Source organism: Acinetobacter sp. LoGeW2-3, from assembly GCF_002688565.1.
Taxonomy (GTDB): Bacteria; Pseudomonadota; Gammaproteobacteria; order Pseudomonadales; family Moraxellaceae; genus Acinetobacter.
Window position 1 is genome coordinate 2,243,965 of the sequence record NZ_CP024011.1, and the last position, 21,183, is coordinate 2,265,147.

The following is a 21,183-nucleotide window of genomic DNA, read 5'->3' on the forward strand; positions in this document are numbered from 1 at the left end:
CATGAATAGCACTTTAGATTTATTACATGAAGTTACTGCGTTTATTTGGACTGAAGCAGACATGCTTGACCATGCCGAATATGAAGAGTGGTTGAGCCTCTGGGATGAAGCAGGTAAGTACATTATTCCGATTGATCCGAGTTTGACAGATTACGAAAACAATCTGAATTACGCTTACGATGATCATCACATGCGAAAATTACGTGTCGAACGTCTGGTGAATGGGGAGGCAATTTCAACTTCACCGAAAGCCAATACAGTTCGCAGTATTTCTCGCGTACGCATTATTCATCAAGATGAAAATACAGTTCAACTTCGTTGTGCACAGAACTTACGTGAGTTCCGTAAAGAAAATTTACGCCACTACACAGCAGATGTGAATTATGTATTGCAACGAAAAGAAGATGGCAACTTTAAGATCCAACGTAAGATCATCAATTTAATTAACTCAACTGATACCTTGTCTGGTATCAGCTATATCTTGTAATGGAGTAATGATGAAACAAGTTGCTTTAGTTACAGGCGCTGCTTCTGGTTTGGGATGGACAATTGCTGAATATTTGGCGCAAGAAGGCTATCAGGTCGTAGTTTCGGATATCTCTCTTGAAACTGCTCAGCACAGTATTGCTCAAAGCCAGTATGCAGACCATCTTCATGCGCTGAAATTAGATATTGCACAACCTGAAGATTTTCATCAGGCATTGAATTGGATTAAGACTACTTTTGGCCGTCTAGATGTTGCAGTTAATAATGCAGCTGTAACCAAAGCAACGCCTGTACTTGAAATCAGTGCAGATGAATTTGATTGGGTCACCCAAATCAATCAACGCGGAACATTTACAGCATGCCAGTTGATCGGTCAGTTTATGGCTGATCAAAAGTACGGTCGGATTATTAATCTTGCCTCTTTAGCGGGTCAAAATGGGGGCACAGCGACAGGTGCACATTATGCAGCATCTAAGGGTGCTATTGTGACCCTCACCAAGATCTTTGCAAAACAGTTTGCAGCTCAGGGTGTAACTGTAAATGCGATTGCGCCCGGTCCTATGGACTCACCGATGGTTCATGAAGTTGTTGGTGCAGCGAGAATGCCGCAATTTATTGAAAATATTCCAGTCAAACAATTGGGTTCAATGCAGTTTATAGCCCAGACGGTAGCGTTATTGGCTAAACCAGAGGCTGCGTTTGTATCGGGTGCCACTTGGGATATTAATGGCGGCTTATTTATGCGTTGATTGCGCATCGTTTGGGGGAAAGAACATGACAGAACATTATGATGTAATTGTAAAAAAGCGCCAGGTTCAAGCAGATAACGTGGCGGTACTTGAGTTTGAATCAGTAAATGCATTGAAGCTACCAAAGATTGAAGCAGGGGCGCATATCGATGTGCACTTACCGAATGGTTTAGTGCGTCAGTATTCTTTGTGCCAGAATCCAAAACAGGAAGGTATATTCCGCTTAGGTATTTTGAAAGATCCAGAATCTCGTGGTGGCTCAATTTGTGCATTTGACGAGTTACAAGAAGGCATTCAGCTTAAAGTGAGTGCTCCACGTAACTTATTTGCTCTTGAGGATGCAGAGCATACAGTCCTCATTGGTGGCGGTATTGGTATTACACCGCTAATCAGTATGGCTTATGCACTGTATGAAGAAGGAAAATCCTTTGAGCTGCATTATTGTGGAAGCAGTATTGAGCGTGCGGCATTTGTGGAAGAATTACAACAAGGCCCATTAGCAGCATTCACAAAATTCTATTTTAAGCAGTCTGGTGATAACCATCGAGAGAGTTTATCGGCTCACTTTAAACAGTTAAAGCATACTAGTCATGTGTATACCTGTGGTCCAAATGGTTTTATGGACTGGGTCATCGATTTGGCTAAGCAAAACCAATTCGACGACAGTCATATTCATAAAGAATATTTCCAGGTTGAAACTGATGCAACAGGTGATGCCTTTGAAGTATATGCACAGCGAAGCGATAAAATCATCATGGTTTCTGCAGAAGAGACATTAATTGATGCTTTAGCTCGTGAAGGCATCAAAATTGAAAAGTCATGTGAACAAGGAGTTTGTGGAACATGTTTATGTGACGTACTTGAGGGTGAACCAGATCATCGAGATGTATATCTGACGGATGAAGAAAAGGCTGAGAATGACCAAATTCTAGTGTGCTGTTCGCGTTCTAAATCAGCTCGTCTTGTTCTCGATATTTAAGGAAATGCTCATGATTGAAACAAATGAATTTCGCAATGCCATGTCATTGTTAACTGGAGCAGTCAACGTTATCACAACGGCTGGAGCAACTGGACGTTTCGGTTTTACCGCTTCAGCAGTATGCAGTGTCACAGATAATCCGCCTACGTTATTGGTCTGTATGAATAAAAGTTCAAACTCCCATCAACATTTTTTGAATAACAAAATCTTGAGTGTGAATGTATTGCGTGCAGAACAGCAAAATGTATCACAAGCATTTGCTTCTAAACTCAGCGCAGAAGAGCGTTTTAATACGGGCGAATGGAGAACGTTAGAGACGGGGGCACCAATTTTAGAAAATGCATTGGTGAACTTTGACTGTAGCATTGACCAGATTCAGGAAGTAGGTACACATACCATTTTCATCTGTAAGATTGAGGCGATTCAGCAAGGTGAATGTGCTGAAGGATTGGTATATTTCAATCGTGCTTACCATCCCGTTGGACATTGCCAGCGAGCTTAATGCTCAAGAAAATGCTTTTTTATAGTCCTCCTTTTGACCACCAGTAATGGTGGTTTTTTTAATGAAAAATAAAGCATTTTTACAGTGCAGCAATAAATTAAATTATCCTCTATATGTAACCAAATATTACATAAAAATAAGTATTTTAAAGGATTTTAGCTTATATAGAGGCTTTTATTTACACTGAATATTCAATAAAAAATAAAAGGCTAATTAAGTGCACCAAAATGAAAATTAAATTCTTTTAATGCATTATTTTGATATTAAAAACAGTGATTTATAAAATTGACACCGTGCATAAAACAGCCCATATTTTGGTTGAAATATCTACTTTAATACTGTTTTCCCAGGGGGCATAATGAGTAATAACAAACAGGTGAATACGATATTCAAAATGAGCTGTATTGCACTGGCTTGTGCTGTGGTTGGTATTGAGCAAGCATCAGCTGCTTTTGTTGAGGACAGTAAAACGTCATTAAATTTTCGTAATTTTTATATTGAACGTGAATACCCAAATTCAAATGCTGAAAATATTGGAAGCTGGTCACAAGCGGCTATGTTACGTTTTGAATCAGGCTATACAGATACTCCGGTGCAAGTCGGACTTGATTTAAGTGGGCAATATGCTTACCGATTGAATGATCACAATGCGGAACGTTTAGACACGATCTTACCTTATGATGCTGATAAAGGAGAGCAGTACCAAGACTATGGTAAATATGGAGCAACCTTAAAACTGAAATACAGCAACACGGAACTGAAAATTGGTGAATTACGTCCAATGACTCCAGTTGCTTTCATTGATGATTCACGCCAGCTAGTGACAACTTATGCGGGTGTGATGCTTGAAAGTAAAGACATCAAAGACCTTAAAATTACAGCAGGTAAATTAACGCATATCAATTCGCGTGAAGATGACGATTACGAAAAATTAAGCTTATTTGCGGGTAATGCACCACGTTATGAAAGTGATGGGTTAAATTTTCTGGGTTTGGATTATAACTTTACACCAGCTGTATCTGGGGCATACTGGTATGGTCAATTAGAAGATATCTATCAACAGCACTATGCAAACTTGGCTTATGGAACCAAAGTCGGAGATACCAAAATCAAGTTAGATGCACGCTATTTTCATAACTCCGAAGATGGAGAAGCATTTTACGGAAAAATTGATAATCAGTCTTATGGCGTCATGACCACCATTGAAGATGGCAATCACCTACTTATGACGGGTGTACGTAAAAATGACGGTCCAAGCACTTTCCCAACATTGGCTGGCTATGCACCTCAACCATTTTTACATGCCTGGGCAAATCTTGGTTTTGTAAAACCAGATGAACTAACTTGGCATATTCTGTACGCTTATGATTTTAAAGGGCTAGGTGTAAATGGCTTAAGAGCGACAGCACGTTATTTACATGGTAGTGAAATTTCTCGTCCAGGTCTTGAAGATAATAGTGAAATTGAAAAAAGTTTAGCATTACGTTATGTGGTGCCTGAAGGTAAATTAAAAGGATTAGGTTTAGAGTTGATGCATATCCGTACCGATATCAAATATGGTACAGTTTATCAAAAAGGAACTGAGTACAATGAAAATCGTGCAATTGTGACTTATAACTATAAGTTTTAAAATCTAAGAATGAATAAAAAAGCCTGCATTAAGCAGGCTTTTTTTATGGGCATAAGCAATTAAATTTGGATTATAAAAGTGCGCTTTTTTTGATCATTTTAATATTATGAGATTATTATGATTTTATAATAGTTTCTTTAAACTAAGTTATTGATAAATATAGATAATAAAAATTTAATTTAAATTAATTTCTGGCATGAAAACTGCATTTTTAATCATGAAATAATTGCACTTTCAATTGATAGTTCAATTAATAAATTCGAAAAATTGAGTAGGGGTAGAATATGAAATTAAGCAAATTAATCACATTGGGAACTACAGCGCTTGTAGCAACACAAATGAGTTATGCCGATATCAAAATTGGTGTCGTTACTTCATCTACAGGTCCAGTTGCAATGGTAGGCATTCCACAGAAAAATACAGTGGCATTATTACCAAAACAAATTGGTGGTGAAAAAGTTCAATATATTTCACTTGATGATGGTAGTGACCCTACTGCGAGTGTAAAAGCAATTGCAAAGTTAATTACTGAAAATAATGTAGATGCAATTATTGGTCCATCAGGTTCGCCAAATGCAAACGCAGTTATTGGTGCTATTGCCAAAGCAGGCGTGCCATTGCTAGCACCAGTAGGGACTTCAACTGTTGTATTACCAATGGATGAACAGAAAAAGTGGGTATTTAAAACTACTCAAAATGACGAAATCATTGCTGAAGCATTAGTTCAGGATATGGTAAAGCGTAAAATTAAAACGCTTGGTTTTATTGGAACCGCTGACCCATATGGCGAAAACTGGAGCCGTGTGATCAGTCAACTAGCAGCTAAAAATGGCATTACTGTCGTACAAAAAGAGTCTTTCCAACGTCAGGATACGTCTTTAACAGGACAGGCACTCAAATTAATTTCAAAGAAACCACAAGCAATTTTGGTTGCTGCACCTGGCAGTTCAGCAGTTCCACCACAAACAGCATTATACGACCGAGGCTTCCGTGGTCAAGTTTATCAAACGCATGGAGCTGCACTTGACCAATTCCTGACCATGGGTGGCAAGAAAGTTGAAAATACAATTCTGGCTGCGAGTTTGATGTTGGTTTTGAAGGAGGTTTCGAGTCAACATCCTTCTAAAGCAATCGCAACTAAGTATATGAATGACTATAAAAAATTATATGGATCATATCCTGCAACTTTTGGTGCAAACGTTTATGACGCAGGTATTTTGTTAGAAAAAGCAATTCCGACAGCTTTGAAAGGTGGAAAACCTGGTACTGCAGAGTTTAGAAGTGCACTTCGTACTGCTTTAGAAAAAACTAAAAATGTGGCGGGTACACAAGGTGTATATAGCATGACACCAATGGATCACAGTGGTTTTGATAAACGTGGACGTGAAATGATCATTGTTAAAAATGGTACATGGAAGCTACTGAAGTAATTTTAATTTCTTCTTAAAAATCAAACAATTTTTTATTTGAGATGAAAATTCTCATTGGGGATTTTCGTCTCTAAAAAAAGCAAGGCAAAGTGTTATGGATCTAAATATCGCTCTAATACTTGGTCAAGACGGCATTACCAGCGGTGCGATTTATGCATTATTGGCACTCTGTATTTTGTTAGTCTTTACCGTTACTCGAATTTTACTTATTCCTTTAGGAGAGTTTAGTGTCTATGGCGCACTGACACTTGCTTCTATTCAGGCAGGGCAGCCAAGTAACGTCATTTGGCTACTTGTTGCCTTATTTATTACAAATGCCTTACTTGATGTTTATGTGAGTGTAAAAACAGGTAGTGCGTTCAATATTAAAGCAACAGTCATATGGGCGATCTATATTGCAGTAGTTGCAATAGCGCTTTTAATGATGCCATTAGCGACATTACCTGCAGTTCTCCAAGTCCTGTTAGCACTTGCGGTTATTACTCCCTTAGGGCCGCAAATATATCAATTTTTTTTCCAACCTTTGGTTGCAGCTAAACCACTAGTACTACTCATTGTATCTATTGCAGCACATGTGGCATTGGTGGGTATTGGCCTACTCCTATTCGGTCCAAATGGTGCACAGACAAAACCATTTAGTGATGCAAGTTTTGAGCTGGGTGTACTGAACATCAATAGCCAAACTTTATATATCTTATTTGCTTTCTTCCTCATGATTGCAGTGCTTTGGTACTTCTTTGGAAAGACCTTATACGGAAAAGCATTACGTGCGACAGCAGTTAACCGTGTTGGTGCCCAATTGATGGGGATTTCTCCAATCTTTGCAGGAAAAATCACTTTCGCCATGGCGGCATTTATGGGTGCTTTAGCAGGGATTTTAATGGCACCGATTACCACTTTGTATTATGACTCTGGTTTCTTAATCAGTCTAAAAGGCTTCGTAGGCGCCATTATAGGTGGCTTGGTCAGCTTCCCAATCGCTGCTGCTGGGTCAGTCGTCGTAGGCGTTATTGAATCTTTCTCCATGTTTTGGGCAAGTGACTATAAAGAGATCATTGTCTTCACATTAATTATTCCTTTTCTGCTTTGGAAATCCCTTACTTCCCGTCAAGTTGAGGAGGATCACGAATGAAATTCAAAAGTTTATTTTTAATTTTCGTAGCCATTATGGCGATCAGCCCTTTGGTGCTACCTGCATACCAAGTGACGTTGCTGAACTATATTGGCTTAAATGCCTTAGTGGTCTTGGGGCTGGTTTTATTGACAGGTGTAGGGGGAATGACCAGTTTCGGTCATGCAGCTTTAGTCGGGATCGGGGCTTATACCACCGCGTATATTACTGCTAGCCATGATTTACCCCATTTCTTACAATGGACAAATGGAAGTGTTTGGGTAGCACTCATTGTGGGAATTATCATTACTGTTATCTCTGCTCTGATAGTAGGTGGATTAACTTTAAAGTTATCAGGACATTATTTACCACTCGGGACTATCGCTTGGGGTATTTCACTGTACTACTTCTTCTCGACCATTGAGACATTAGGCGGTCACTCTGGTATTTCAAATATTCCAAGTATTGAAATTTTGGGTTATGCCTTAAATACCAGTAATAAGATGTTTTACCTGATTTGGTTGATTTTATTCATTGCCATTTTACTCACACGTAATTTACTTAATTCACGTGAAGGCCGTGCGATCAGAGCGCTAAAAGGTGGTCAGGTCATGGCAGAATCAATGGGTGTGAATACCTTTAGATCAAAAATGGTCGTATTTATTATTTCTTCTATTTTTGCATCGATTTCTGGTTGGCTATATGCGCATAACCAGTCTTTCATTAACCCAACTCCTTTTGGTCTGCAAATGGGTATTGATTACCTGTTTATGGCTTTGCTTGGTGGTGTAGGCAGTATTTGGGGCGCTATTCTGGGCTCAGGTATTTTCACCATGATGCGTCAGTGGTTACAAGATTACTTACCTATTTTCCTTGGCGATGATGGTCATTATGAAACCATCGTTTTTGGTTTGTTGATTGTGCTCATGATGCAAAAAGCACCTTCAGGTTTGTGGCCATTAATTCTGAAATTTGTTCCTGATCGCTTTAAGGCAAAAGATCAGCAAATTGTGATCACAGAACCGACTCGTGAATTACCGTCATTAGAATTGCCACTCAAAGGCACTCTGATTTTAGAAGCCAAAAATGTGACAAAACGCTTTGGCGGTTTAGTTGCAAACAATCAAATGAATCTAAAAATTCATGCAGGAGAGATTCTGGCACTGATTGGTCCTAATGGTGCAGGTAAAAGTACCATGTTTAACCAGATTTCAGGTGTTGATGTTCCTACAGAGGGCGAAGTACTGTTCAATGGGGAAAAAATAAACGGTATTCCATCGCGCGAGATTGCGAAGTTAGGTCTGAGTCGTACTTTCCAGCACGTCAAAATTCTGCCTGAAATGACAGTACTCGAAAATGTAGTCATCGGTGCTCATTTGCGTGGTCAAAAAGGGGTAGTGACTTCTTTGCTTCGACTGGATCGTGAAGAAGAAAATAATTTACTTAATGAAGCTAAGGCACAGTTAGAGCGTGTAGGTTTAGGCGACTATTTATATACAGAAGCTGGAAATCTAGCGCTTGGACAACAACGTATTTTAGAAATTGCGCGTGCTTTATGTGCTCGTCCAACATTACTTCTTTTAGATGAACCTGCAGCAGGTTTACGTTTCAAAGAGAAACAAGCCTTAGCAGAACTCTTAAGCAAATTACGTGCTGAAGGTATGGCGGTATTGCTTGTTGAACATGACATGGACTTCGTTATGAACCTCGTCGACCGTATTGTGGTCATGGAGTTCGGTCAAAAAATTGCTGAGGGCTTACCTGAAGAAATCCAGAAAGACCCAGCTGTATTGGAAGCTTATTTAGGGGGTGCCGCATGAAACTTGTAAGTGCAAATGATCAAGGCACATCATTGCTAGAAGTGAATAATTTGAGTGTTGCCTACGGTAAAGTCGAAGCACTCATGAACTTTAATATGCGAGTGAACCAGGGGCAAATCGTTTCTGTCGTTGGTCCCAATGGTGCAGGTAAAACAACGCTACTTTCTGCCATCATGGGTGTATTGGGTTCCAATGGCCAAGTTGAATTTGACGGCTCAGTAGAATCCAGCCCGCAGATTGAACGCATGGTGGTACGTGGATTAAATCTGGTACCAGAAAAACGCGAACTTTTTGGCACCATGAGCATTGAAGATAACTTACTCTTGGGCGCATTCCAGCGGTATCGACAAGGGGATAAAGCGTATAAAGATACCCTTGATGAGATTTACACGTTATTCCCACGTTTAAAAGAACGTCGTTTGCAAGAGGCGGGAACACTCTCCGGTGGTGAGCGTCAAATGCTCGCCGTAGGCCGTGCACTGATGGCCAAGCCTAAATTATTAATGCTTGATGAACCAAGTTTAGGTTTAGCCCCATTAATCACCCGTGAAATTTTTAAAATCATTGACCAGCTTCGTGGACAAGGTGTTTCTATTCTCTTGGTGGAACAAAACGCCCGAGCAGCATTAAAACTTGCTGACTATGCTTATGTACTTGAAATGGGTGAATTATCCATGGAAGGCAAAGGTAAGGATTTGGTTGAAGATCCGCGGATCATTGAAAGCTATTTAGGAATCAGCAGTAAACATCAGGCTGTCTTAGATATTTAGGGGTGAAGCGGTATGGATAAATCAGCATGTATTGCAATATTAGGTGCAGGCGCAATTGGTTGTACCGTTGCTGCTCGCCTAATTTTAGCAGGCTATTCCCGAGTGACCTTAATCGCTCGGGGGAGCAACTATGAGGTGTTAAAAACTAAGGGCATTCATCTGCAAGATTTAACAGGTGAATATCAAGTTCAGCCTTATTCAGTAGTTGAGAAATCTGCGGATTTAGAAGAGCAAGATATTATTTTTATTGCCACCAAAGCAGTATCGCTCAGTAGCTTAATTCCAGATATGGAAGTGTTATTGCACGAGGAAACATTACTGATACCGCTCATTAATGGGATTCCTTTTTGGTATTTTTACAAGGGGCAGAAGAAACAGTCAGAGATACGTGCTGTTCAAAGTTTGGATCCACAGCGAGTGCTGATTGACCATTTTCCATTAAAGCATTTGATTGGTGCGGTGGTATTTATTACTGCTGAACTGATTGAGTATGGAAAAGTCTATTCCAATAATCCTTATTTACTCATTTTTGGTGAGCCGAATGAAAAACTGAGTAAGCGTTTAAAAGCATTACAGTCTGTTTTTCAGGATACAGGCATTGAAGCACGTATCAGTAAACAAATCCGGGATCAGATTTGGACTAAAGTTATTGCCAATTTAAGTTCTAATCCTTTGTCTGTGATTACAGGTGCAACGTTAAAAGATATCTATTCACATCCGTATCTGCACGAAATCACTTTGCAAATGACACATGAAATACGGCAAGTGGCTGCTAGCTATGGGGCGAGAGTAAGTATTGATCCGCTGTCATTTTTACAGCTCGGCTCGGAGATGGGAGAAATTCACACCTCAATGTGGCACGACTACCAACGTAAACAGCCCTTGGAATTATCTGGTATAGCCGAGGCAGTTTTAGAACTTGGGGCTGAATTTGAGTGTGCTATGCCAATGACCCGACATATTTATCAACTGACACAATATTTAAGTGAAAAATCTCGTAAAGAGACTGCTGCATAATAGGAAAAATTGAATGAACACAGCATTTCAAAACCCTTTAAATGTGAGCGCAGAAGAGTGGGAGCTGCGCGTTAAATTAGCGAATTGTTATCATCTTGTTGATTATTTTGGCTGGACAGAAACTATTTTCAATCATATTTCAGCACGTCTGCCTGGTAATGAACATTATTACCTTGTGAATCCCTTCGGACTCAATTATGACGAAGTAACACCCGAAAATTTACTAAAAGTGGATTTAGACGGCAATAAAGTGATTGAATCTGAGTTTGATGCCAATCCTGCAGGTTTTGCGCTACACAGTGCTGTGCATGGTGCGCGAGAAGATATTCGTTGTCTTATTCATACGCACACCACACCAATTAGTGCCATTGCTCAAAAAAAATCGGGCTTTACTCATGATAGTTTTTACGGTGCGCAACTGTACGGTCGAGTGGGTTATCACAATTTTGAAGGTATTACGCTGTTCAAAGAAGAACGCGAACGCATGATCCAAAGTTTGGGTAACCATCACATTTTAGTGCTGCGCAATCATGGTATCGCAGTGGGTGAAAGCAGTATTGAGAAAGCCTTTTTCCTACTTTGGACAGTGCAGCGTGCTGCTGAAATTCAATGTCAATCAGATGCTATGGGAGGTGAGAACGTAGAACTTTCTCAAGAAGTCATCCAAAAATGCACTGATCTAACAGCAATGTTGATTCGTGAAAGTGGTTTTGCTACCAAATTCTTTAATGCCATGGTGCGCAAAATGCGCGCAGCGAAATCACCCGCGGTGTAGGAGAGACGATGAATACTATTTTAAAAAATCCTATTACTGAAAAATGCGCATGGTTAGGGACAGAATTAAAACAGCGAGAAGATTGGATTCATCATTTGTCTGATGAAGCGCTTCAGCAATTAGATCAGGCCCTACAGCAGCTACATGAGAAAGGCTTAAATGCTCCACATTTTAGCCAGCAGGATTTTAAGATTGAATCGGCACCAGTATTGGCTGAATTTGCAGCAATCATGGATGAAATTGAGAATGGCTATGGTTTCATTGTCATTCGTGGTTTGTCTAAGGACAAGTACAATGAACAGGATCTCACAGATTTATATTATGGTTTAGGTCTCTATTTTGGTCGTCCAGTGACACAAAATGCGCGTGGTGACTATATTGGTTATGTCGAAAATGTAGGTGATAAAAACAATAAATCAACACGTGTTTATGAAACCAACTCTTATTTGCCATACCACACTGATTTGTCTGATGTAGTGGGTTTAATTTGTATCCGTAAAGCTAAAGAGGGCGGTTTAAGCAGCTTAGTGAGTGCAGCAACGGTTTATAATAAAATTTTGCAGCATTATCCTGAATATTTAAGCTATTACTATCATCCCGCTTTTTGTGACCATTTGGGTGATGAAAAACCTACACTGACTCCTATCTTTAGTTATTACGATCAAAAATTAAGTTGTCGATACATGCGGGCTTATATTGAACTTGGCCATGAACGTTCAGGGATGCCCTTGTCTCAGGTACAAAAAGAAGCACTCGATATTTTTGACCAATTTATTCAGGATCCTGAATTACGTCTGGATATGATGCTTGAACCAGGTGATATGCAATTTTGTAACAACTACAGTGTGATGCATTCACGTACAGGTTTTGAAGATTATGATGAACTGGAAAAACGTCGTAAATTACTACGTCTTTGGTTGAAAATGCCGAATGCACGAATTTTATCCCCTGAATTCCCTGGTCGTAATGGAATTGCAGCTAAAGCTGCTTAGTCCTCTATCAAACTGTCACTTCTTTAGTGGAAGTGGCAATCACTTCAAATGAAAAAAATGATAATATCCATTTGGAAATAACGTGAATTATTAAGGAAAATGGATCACCCATGGCAAATAAGTTTTCAAAATTTTTTCCTGCACATAGTGAATTCAATCTTCACGAGTTTCCCTATTATTGGATTTCTCAAGTCCATGGTTTATACATTGCTAAAATGGATGAAGCACTTAAAAAATATGGCTTAGATAATTCACGTCGACGTATTTTATTGGCTTGTGCTGCAGAGAAAAATGCAAGTATTTCTACACTTGCCGATTTGGCAATTATTAAAATGCCAACAGCCACTAAAATTGTCTATCGTCTTAAGGACGAGGGCTTGGTTGATACCCAATTATGTGAAGAAGACAACCGGGTTACTCGCGTAAGTTTGACCGAGCAAGGCTGGAAAATGGTGAAAAAAATTAATGAAATTACTTCATTGCTTTTAGACGATAGCTTTAAAGGTTTAAAACCAAATGATTTGAAAAAATTAACAGAATTTTTAAAAGTCATTCGAACAAATCTAAGTTAAATAAGATGGTTTTTTTAAAATAGATAATTGAAATATCAATTAAATATTAAGCTAAAAATAGCGGAGAAATTAATCTAAATGGCTTAAAAATTGCTTGGTTAGCTCTATTGTATTGTGTCTTCAACAAGAGCTTCAAAAGTTATGAGTCAATACGCTAGAGCAGAAATTGAAAAATGGCATCAGCATATCCAACAAGTCTGTGGTCATTTTGAAGCTGATTTTCAAGGTGCTGGACAACTGTTTATTGGGGATGTGGAATCATATCTATTAGGTAAGACTGAAGTTGCGTTTATACGAAGTAATGCCAATAAAATTATACGCTATGCGGATCAACCGGATCGAGTTAGTCAGCGCTTCTGTTTCTTGATTTTACAGTATTCAGGCAAGATGCTACTGAAATATCAGGACCAAATGATTCAACTTAATGAAGGCGATATTGCATTACTTGATCCTGAGCAAGATATTACGATGTATCCACAAGGCTTGTTTAGTCACCTATCCATTCATTTATCGCGGGATAAACTCTTTGAACGGGGGATCAATCAGGCATATTTTGGGAAGTTGAATACTCAAAATATGAGTGGTTTTATGTTGCGTAATTTGCTGAGCAATATGTCAGCCGAAAATATTCGCTTGTGGTATGCCAACCAGGATGGTGATGCATTTGAGGAGGCGATTATTCCTTTAATTAAACCGACCATTCTTTATTCAAATATAGAGCACCAGCACCAATTTAAAATAAAAATTGAGCGCTTTATTATGGAGCATCTTACGCATCCAAATTTGTCACCCAAAATGATTGCTGAACACATGGGTGTGTCACTTCGGCATTTATATCGTTTCTTTGAAGAAAAGCAGCAATCAATTCATGGCTACATTCAGCAAAAACGCTTGGAAAAAATTGCTTATGAATTAAAGGATCAAAAAAATAAACATGTCTCTATCACAGAGATCGCAGGTCGTTGGGGTTTTAGTGACAGCTCTCATTTCTCAAAGATTTTTAAAAAATATTATCTGGTCACACCCAAACAATATCGTGAAAAACCGTATAGTTAAAACGATAAAATTCAATCAAAAAAGATGTCATTTTTTAACCATAAATCTGGCACAGATGAACAAGTTTTAAAGCCAGTTCCATGGTGCAATCGAAAGATAAAATTTCTTTTGAGTGTATGAAAAATGGAACAAATTTATGACTATGTTGTCATTGGGGCGGGTTCTGCTGGGTGTGTAGTTGCGACACGTTTATTGGAAGCAAAAGCCGGCTCTGTTTTATTACTTGAAGCGGGTGAAGTAGATAAAAGTATCTTGCACACCATTCCAGCGACAGTGGTAAAGGTCTTTCAACAAAAATCATGGCCATATATGACGGTTCCACAGCCACATTGTAATAACCGTCAAATGATTCTTGCACAAGGCAAAGTATTAGGTGGAGGCAGCTCTGTAAACGGAATGATCTATTGTCGTGGTCAGCGCCAGGACTATGATTTATGGGCATCGGAATGGGGTTGTGATGCTTGGGAATATAAGAAGGTCTTACCTTATTTTAAAAAATCTGAAGCGAATGAAGCTTTAGCAGATCAATACCATGGACAAGATGGTATTTTGCCTGTCAGTGAAAGCCGTTATCGTCATCCTTTGACTTTAGCTTGTATCCGAGCAGGTCAAGAAATGGGAATGAAATATATTACTGACATTAATGGTCATGACCAGGAAGGTGTCGGTTTTTATCAGACCACGACAAAAAATGGTGAACGCGCAAGTACCTCAAAGACGTTCCTTAAATCTGTCATCAATAAACCAGAATTAACGCTGCTCACACAAGCACTTGTCCATAAAATTGAAACCCAGAATGGTACAGCGACTGCAGTGCACTTTAGCCAAGAAGGTAAAGCGGTACAAACTGTAAAAGTCCGTAAAGAAGTGATTGTATCTGCTGGTGCGATTGGTAGCCCTAAAGTACTGCTGCTGTCAGGTATTGGCCCTAAACAACACCTCGATGAAGTGGGTATTGAATGTGTCAAGGAACTACCAGTAGGTGAAAACTTCCATGACCATTTGCATATGTCTGTGAATGCAACGATCACGACAGGAAATAGTATTTTAGGTGAGGATAAAGGTCTTAAAGCGATTAAACATGGTCTGCAATGGCAAATTGCTCGTAGTGGCCTGCTGACAAGTAATATTTTAGAAGGGGCTGGTTTTATTGATACATCAAATTTCGGCCGTCCAGATGTTCAATTCCATTTCTTACCAGTACTCGATAATTTTGATAATACCCCAGGTGAAAAAGTCGCGGCTGCGGAGCATGGTTTAACGATTAAAGTAGGGCATCTACAACCCAAAGCACGCGGTACTGTACGTTTAAGTAGCGCGAATCCAGCTGAACTGCCAGTGATTGATCCTAACTATTTAGGTAATGAGGATGATATCGCTGCCAACATTCGTGCAGTTCAGGCGGGTCTTCGTTTATTACAACAACCCGCACTCAAAAGTATTGTTAAAGAAGTAGTTGAGCCAGCCAATATTGATCCAGACGATAGTCAGGCGATTGATAAATGGATGCGCCAAAATATTAAAACGGTTTATCACCCAGTGGGTAGCTGCAAAATGGGGAATGACCCTAAGAATGCGGTAGTTGACCAAGAGTTAAAAGTTCATGGCTTTAATAATTTACGTGTAGTGGATTGCTCTATTTGTCCACAAGTACCAAGCGGCAATACAAATGCCGTTGCCATTATGATTGGTGAACGTGGTGCTGACTTTATTTTAAATCCTGTAAATCACTAATTTAACAGAAAATTAAAGAGTTAATAAATTCAGGAACATTGAAACCATGAGCAAAATCGAAATTCTAAATGAAGTAAAAACGTTTTTAGCACGTAAACACGGACATTTTATTGCAGGGAAAAGTTATGTTGATGAACACGAAGCACGTATAGATATTATTAATCCTGCTACAGAAGAATGTATTGCTACAGTTGCAGATGGATCAGAAGCGAGTGTAGCACTGGCAGCTCAAAGTGCCCATGAAAGCTTTAAAAATGTTTGGTCTAAGATCACACCCTATGAGCGTAGCCTGAAACTCAATAAATTAGCTGATTTAGTAGAGGCAAATGCTGATGAATTAGCACAACTTGAAACTTTGAGTGCGGGTAAACTCATTACCATTGCACAGCACTTGGAAGTAGCGCAAACAATCATTTTTTTACGACATTTCGCGAGTTGTGCCACTAAGATCGAAGGTAAAACGATACAGCCATCATTACCCTCTATGCAGGGAGAACAATATACTGCCTTCACCGTTCGTCAGCCCATCGGTGTAGTTGCTGGAATCGTACCATGGAATTTTAGTCTGATGATTGGCGCCTGGAAAATTGGTTCAGCGCTATCCACGGGTTGTACTATTGTTGTGAAGCCAAGTGAGTTTACAACGCTTTCTGTATTACGTTTGGCAGAACTTGCGATTGAAGCAGGTATTCCGGAAGGCGTGATTAACGTAGTGACTGGCTTAGGTAAAACAGGTCAATACTTAATAGACTCACCACTCATTAAAAAAGTTTCATTTACTGGGTCTGTGTCTACAGGTATTCGTATTGGTCAACAAGCAATGCAAAATGACCTCAAACGGGTTAGCTTGGAACTAGGTGGGAAAAATGCAGCAGCCTTACTCTCGGATGTGAATATTGACGAAATTTTACCAGTACTGATTCAATCAACTTTTGTTCATCAAGGACAAGTATGTGCAGCACCTGAGCGAATTTTTGTACATCAATCAAAATATGATGAATTCGTGGCTAAAGCATCAGCAGTATTAGCTAGTATGCCAATGGGTTCTCCCCTAGATGCATCTAACGTTTTTGGTCCTCTTTCAAATAAACCACACTACGAGAAAGTTAAGCATTATTTAAATTTGGCGCGTGAAAAAGGCCAAATTATTAGCGGTGGTGAAGCGGTTGAAGGTACAGGTTATTTCGTTAAACCTGCATTAATCAAAGTTGACGATTGTAAGGATCCTTTATTCATTGAAGAAACGTTTGGACCATTGATTTCAGTCATTCCTTTTGAAGATGAAGACAGCTTAGTCACTATGATGAATGACTCAAGATTTGGCTTGGCTGCAAGTGTTTGGTCAAATGATATGAGTAAAGTGTTCCGACTTATCCCACAAATTGATGCAGGTAGTGTTTGGATCAATATGCATACTTTCCTTGATCCTGCGGTTCCTTTTGGGGGAATGAAGGCTTCGGGAATCGGTCGTGAATTTTCCGATGCATATATAGATGATTACACAGAATTGAAATCTGTAATGATAAGGTTTTAAACTAGAAAATTCCGATATTCCTTTTTAAAATTTGAAGGGACACTGTAATAGGTTATGATAAAATTAATCTATTACAGCCTCTTTAATACAAGTTGATAAGGTTTAAATCTTCCGGATACCGCAGTAGAAACTAATCAAATAAAATTTCAGTCTTTCTGCACGCCATCCATTGATCAAGTATCTCATAGTAGGCTTATCGCCTTTCTACAATAATCACACAAGACGGATAGCCAGATTTAATTAACGCTCTCTGTGCTTATGTTATCCATTTGGATTGTGCTGGTGTGTGGGGTGTTCAAGTTCATAGAGAAATAGACTTAAACTAAAAATGATAAGAAGGCCCATAAATGGGCTTTGTTTATACAAGTTTTATTATTTTAAGTCTGTCTCAATGATAAAAGTGAAATATAGCCTATGAAAGCATAATCAAAAAACTTGGTAATAAAGGGACAGGTTTTTGTTGAAAAAAATTGTGTTTATAAAGTAGAAACAGTAAGACTTAAAATATTTATTTGCATTTATCATTTTGAAAATGAATATTATTTTAAATAAAAAATCTCTTTGGTTTTTAACCATATTGTATTTTACTCAAGCAACCAATAAATCAAATCAAAATTATCCTTTCCTTCTATCAAGGAGGAAAATATGGGAATTTTTCAAAAATATTTTAAAACTGCTCAATATGGTATTGAACTGAAATGGATGCAGGATTGCTCGTATAAGTTACAGCAAGATCTTAATAAGTTTAACCTGTTGCTACAACTAGCTTCACAAAAAGCAAATGATGAATTGTATTATTCCCAAGTCTTTGAACAGTTCTGTATTATTCTTATTCATCATAAAAGTGAATTAAAACTCGATAAAATTATTAAATTACAGCTATTAAAAGAGATTTCTCGCTGGATGCAATTGGAACAGGCAAATACTGTACAACGCTCTCTTAAATTATTAAGTGAAGAATTTATCTCTAACAATATTCATGAGGCCTATTCAGCTGAAGAGATTCAGGACTTATATTTTTTTTCTTATTTAGATGCCAATGATTTAGTTGATAGTTTGGCTGTGCAAGAACGCTTTATTTATAAACATGATGCACGACTAGAAATTTCCAGTGAAATACTCAATTTAACCCAACAGCTAAAAATCATTTTGTCTGCCCAAAAGCTTTCACTATTTTATACCCAACATAAGAAAGCACTCTTAAAGCATTTAATACAACCTGAATATAAATTTAATCATATTTATCAAGATATTAATTTTTTAATCAAATATCTAGTTAATTCATATATCACTCATTTAACCGAAACAAAGCTAGATCAGATTTAGAGGGTGGTGCACATGGTGCACATAAATACCAACTATTCTTGTCTGATTAGAAGAGGATTTGCCATGATGGCGCAGTAAATCTTGTATCCAGGACGGAACTATGACTGCGTATTTACATTGCATGTCACATACCCCTTTGGTTGGGATAGTTGATCCAGCCCAGACAATTTTAGATGCAATCACACAGACTGAAGCTAATATTCGTCAGCAGATTCAAGCTTTCGATCCAGAGCTCGTTATTTTATTCGGTCCAGACCATTACAATGGTTTTTTCTATGATGTGATGCCACAGTTCTGTATTGGCATGCAAGCTCGTGCAATTGGCGATTTTAATACCGCGGCAGGTGAACTTAGTGTACCTCAAGCTGATGCAGAAGCTTTAGCTACCCATATGATAGAAGCAGGTTTTGATTTGGCTGTATCTTATCAGATGCAAGTTGATCATGCCTTTGCTCAACCTCTTGAAACTAATTTCAGTTCACTGACTTCTGTACCAGTCATTCCTATTTTTATCAATTCAGTTGCTCCACCAATGCCGACATTCAAGCGTGCAATCGAATTTGGCGAAGCGCTAGGGCAGTATTTAAAAAATCTGAATAAAAGAGTATTACTGCTGGCCTCAGGTGGTTTGTCACACCAGCCGCCTGTACCTGAATTGGTCACCGCGAATGATCATATGAAAGACAGATTATTAGGTAGTGGAAAGAATCTACCAGCAGATGAACGTCAATTGCGTACCCAGCGTGTAATTGATGCAGCTCATGCATTTATCAAGGATCAAAACTGCTTGCATCCTCTAAATCCTGAATGGGATCAGATGTTTATAAAATGTCTGATCAACAGCGATTATCAAACACTTGCCAATATGAGCAATAAAGAGGTGTCTGAGATTGCAGGAAAGTCGACTCATGAAGTCAAAACATGGGTGGCGGCTGCCAGAGCATTCCAAAGTTTTGGCGATTTCAAAGTGCAATCACAATTTTATGAACCTATTCCAGAATGGATTGCTGGTTACGGCATTCTCTCAGCCAAATTAGTTTAAGGATTCTATTCATGACATATAGCTACGAGTCGACCTCGCGTTTTTTGCCTGTCCAAATTGAAGATAAAACCTATCAAGTCCATCTCAATGATATTGGTCAAGGCCAAGAGACGATTGTGATGCTGCATGGTTCTGGTCCAGGTGCGAATGGTTGGAGTAACTTTAATAAAAACGTAGACCATTTTGTGAATCTTGGCTATCGGGTGGTTCTGCTCGACTGTCTTGGCTGGGGTGAAAGTGACAGCATTCTATGTGCTGGCTCCCGTTCTCATTTAAATGCAGAACAACTGAAACAGGTTTTAGATCAGCTTGAGATTGAGAAAGCCCATTTGGTAGGTAATTCAATGGGAGCACACTCGTGTACGGTGTTCACCTTATTACATCCAGAGTGTGTGGATAAGTTGATTTTGATGGGCGGTGGTACTGGTGGTGTGAGCCTGTTTACTCCAATGCCAGCTGAAGGTATCAAACAGATTCAGAAAGTTTATCGTCAACCAACTCTTGAGCATTTGAAAGATTTAATGAATGTCTTTATTTACGATGCGAGTCAAATGACAGAAGAGTTATTGCAAGGTCGTTTAAAAAATATTTTAAGTAACCAAGCTCACCTCGATAACTTTATTGGTAGCTTTAAAGCTAATCCAAAACAGTTCCCTGATGTATCTGCACAGCTCGATCAAATCCAACACAAAACCTTGATCGTATGGGGACGTGATGACCGCTTCCTCCCACTCGATATTGGCTTACGCTTACTGAGCCTAATCAAAAACTCACAAATGCATATCTTTAACCGTTGTGGACATTGGGCACAGTGGGAACATGCGGCCGATTTTAATGCATTACTTACTCAATTCTTAGAGGATGAAAAGTAATGTTAGAAAATAGTCAGAGACTTGCAGATCTTCTCGCTTCAGTTGATAAAGATCCGATTGAAGTCGAAATCGTAAAACAGCTCTTAATTTCAGATGCAGAAGTTGAAGCCTATGCCATTCAAGCTAGAAATATTGAAAAGCAGTTACAGCAAAATGCCACGGTGACGGGTAAAAAAATTGGTTTAACCAATCCCAAAGTTCAGCAACAACTCGGTGTAGATCAGCCAGATTTTGGTGTGCTGCTCAATCATATGGATCTTTCTGAAGAGTCGGCGATTCTAGCAGAGCATTTTATTCAACCGAAAATTGAAGCCGAGTTAGCTTTCTTAATTAAAAAAAATATTGAGCAACCGATTCAAACGATTGAAGAAATGCAGCAATACATTTCCTATGTCATTCCATCTTTCGAAATCGTCGATAGTCGTATCCAGGATTGGAAAATTCGTTTTGTAGACACCGTTGCAGACAATGCTTCAAGTGCAGCCTATGTCCTATCAGGTGAGCGTAAAGCCATTGCAGAAGTGGACTGTGCAACAGTCAAGATGACACTGACACAAAATGGTGAACTGGTTTCTCAGGGTTCAGGTTTGGAATGCTTGGGTAATCCACTCAATGCTGCAATGTGGCTTGTGAACAAGATGTTGAGCCTTGGTACCCCAGTACAAGCTGGAGAAATTATTTTATCAGGTGCATTAGGACCAATGGTGAACGTGAAAGCCGGAGATGAGTTTGAAACTCAAATTGATGGCTTTGCACCCCTGAAGGTTAAATTTATCTAATTGGATA

At 39.0% G+C, this 21,183-nt stretch carries 20 protein-coding genes; all 20 read left to right on the top strand.

Features of this window, described 5'->3' with window-relative positions:
- Window position 1: 1 nt before the first annotated feature.
- The 20 genes from BS636_RS10920 (at window position 2) to BS636_RS11015 (ending at window position 21,176) form a co-directional block, all read left to right on the top strand.
- On the top strand, window positions 2-487 hold the full coding sequence (locus BS636_RS10920; RefSeq protein ID WP_099338784.1) for an aromatic-ring-hydroxylating dioxygenase subunit beta: 486 nt from the start codon (window positions 2-4) through the stop codon (window positions 485-487).
- A gap of 10 nt (window positions 488-497) precedes the next feature.
- Window positions 498-1,235: an SDR family NAD(P)-dependent oxidoreductase gene (locus BS636_RS10925; RefSeq protein WP_099338785.1), complete on the top strand. Its 738-nt coding sequence runs from the start codon at window positions 498-500 to the stop codon at window positions 1,233-1,235.
- A 25-nt stretch (window positions 1,236-1,260) separates the two neighbouring features.
- Window positions 1,261-2,214, top strand: coding sequence for a PDR/VanB family oxidoreductase (locus BS636_RS10930; protein WP_099338786.1), 954 nt, complete (start codon window positions 1,261-1,263; stop codon window positions 2,212-2,214).
- Window positions 2,215-2,224: 10 nt separating this feature from the next.
- Window positions 2,225-2,716, top strand: a complete 492-nt coding sequence (locus BS636_RS10935; protein ID WP_099338787.1) for a flavin reductase — start codon at window positions 2,225-2,227, stop codon at window positions 2,714-2,716.
- A gap of 358 nt (window positions 2,717-3,074) precedes the next feature.
- Window positions 3,075-4,346, top strand: coding sequence for an OprD family outer membrane porin (locus tag BS636_RS10940; protein ID WP_099338788.1), 1,272 nt, complete (start codon window positions 3,075-3,077; stop codon window positions 4,344-4,346).
- Window positions 4,347-4,630: 284 nt separating this feature from the next.
- Window positions 4,631-5,776, top strand: a complete 1,146-nt coding sequence (locus tag BS636_RS10945) for an ABC transporter substrate-binding protein (protein WP_099338789.1) — start codon at window positions 4,631-4,633, stop codon at window positions 5,774-5,776.
- Window positions 5,777-5,870: 94 nt separating this feature from the next.
- Entirely contained in the window at window positions 5,871-6,908 is a 1,038-nt protein-coding gene (locus BS636_RS10950; protein WP_099338790.1) for a branched-chain amino acid ABC transporter permease, read from the top strand.
- Window positions 6,905-8,707 (top strand): ABC transporter permease subunit, encoded by a 1,803-nt coding sequence (locus BS636_RS10955; protein ID WP_099338791.1) that lies wholly within the window; start codon window positions 6,905-6,907, stop codon window positions 8,705-8,707. The genes BS636_RS10950 and BS636_RS10955 overlap by 4 nt, the downstream gene beginning before the upstream one ends.
- A 32-nt stretch (window positions 8,708-8,739) precedes the next feature.
- A complete protein-coding gene (locus tag BS636_RS10960; RefSeq protein WP_322872226.1) occupies window positions 8,740-9,477 on the top strand; it encodes an ABC transporter ATP-binding protein in 738 nt (245 codons plus the stop codon).
- A 12-nt stretch (window positions 9,478-9,489) separates the two neighbouring features.
- On the top strand, window positions 9,490-10,494 hold the full coding sequence (locus BS636_RS10965) for a ketopantoate reductase family protein (RefSeq protein WP_099338793.1): 1,005 nt from the start codon (window positions 9,490-9,492) through the stop codon (window positions 10,492-10,494).
- A 13-nt stretch (window positions 10,495-10,507) separates the two neighbouring features.
- The gene (locus BS636_RS10970; protein ID WP_099338794.1) at window positions 10,508-11,269 is read left to right on the top strand and encodes a class II aldolase/adducin family protein; all 762 of its coding nucleotides are present in this window, start codon (window positions 10,508-10,510) and stop codon (window positions 11,267-11,269) included.
- A gap of 8 nt (window positions 11,270-11,277) precedes the next feature.
- Complete coding sequence (locus BS636_RS10975; protein WP_099338795.1) at window positions 11,278-12,261, top strand: TauD/TfdA family dioxygenase; 984 nt, start codon at window positions 11,278-11,280, stop codon at window positions 12,259-12,261.
- 110 nt (window positions 12,262-12,371) lie between these two features.
- On the top strand, window positions 12,372-12,833 hold the full coding sequence (locus BS636_RS10980; protein WP_099338796.1) for a MarR family winged helix-turn-helix transcriptional regulator: 462 nt from the start codon (window positions 12,372-12,374) through the stop codon (window positions 12,831-12,833).
- A gap of 141 nt (window positions 12,834-12,974) precedes the next feature.
- On the top strand, window positions 12,975-13,889 hold the full coding sequence (gene feaR, locus BS636_RS10985; protein ID WP_099338797.1) for a transcriptional regulator FeaR: 915 nt from the start codon (window positions 12,975-12,977) through the stop codon (window positions 13,887-13,889).
- A 123-nt stretch (window positions 13,890-14,012) separates the two neighbouring features.
- On the top strand, window positions 14,013-15,623 hold the full coding sequence (locus BS636_RS10990; RefSeq protein WP_099338798.1) for a GMC family oxidoreductase: 1,611 nt from the start codon (window positions 14,013-14,015) through the stop codon (window positions 15,621-15,623).
- A gap of 46 nt (window positions 15,624-15,669) precedes the next feature.
- Window positions 15,670-17,157, top strand: coding sequence for an aldehyde dehydrogenase family protein (locus BS636_RS10995; protein ID WP_099338799.1), 1,488 nt, complete (start codon window positions 15,670-15,672; stop codon window positions 17,155-17,157).
- A 645-nt stretch (window positions 17,158-17,802) separates the two neighbouring features.
- On the top strand, window positions 17,803-18,483 hold the full coding sequence (locus tag BS636_RS11000) for a hypothetical protein (RefSeq protein ID WP_099338800.1): 681 nt from the start codon (window positions 17,803-17,805) through the stop codon (window positions 18,481-18,483).
- Window positions 18,484-18,583: 100 nt separating this feature from the next.
- Window positions 18,584-19,525: a 3-carboxyethylcatechol 2,3-dioxygenase gene (locus tag BS636_RS11005; RefSeq protein WP_099338801.1), complete on the top strand. Its 942-nt coding sequence runs from the start codon at window positions 18,584-18,586 to the stop codon at window positions 19,523-19,525.
- An 11-nt stretch (window positions 19,526-19,536) separates the two neighbouring features.
- Window positions 19,537-20,397, top strand: coding sequence for an alpha/beta fold hydrolase (locus BS636_RS11010; RefSeq protein WP_099338802.1), 861 nt, complete (start codon window positions 19,537-19,539; stop codon window positions 20,395-20,397).
- Window positions 20,397-21,176 carry a 2-keto-4-pentenoate hydratase gene (locus BS636_RS11015; protein ID WP_099338803.1) on the top strand — a complete coding sequence of 260 codons (780 nt, stop codon included), beginning with the start codon at window positions 20,397-20,399 and terminating at the stop codon, window positions 21,174-21,176. The genes BS636_RS11010 and BS636_RS11015 overlap by 1 nt, the downstream gene beginning before the upstream one ends.
- Window positions 21,177-21,183 lie beyond the last annotated feature (7 nt).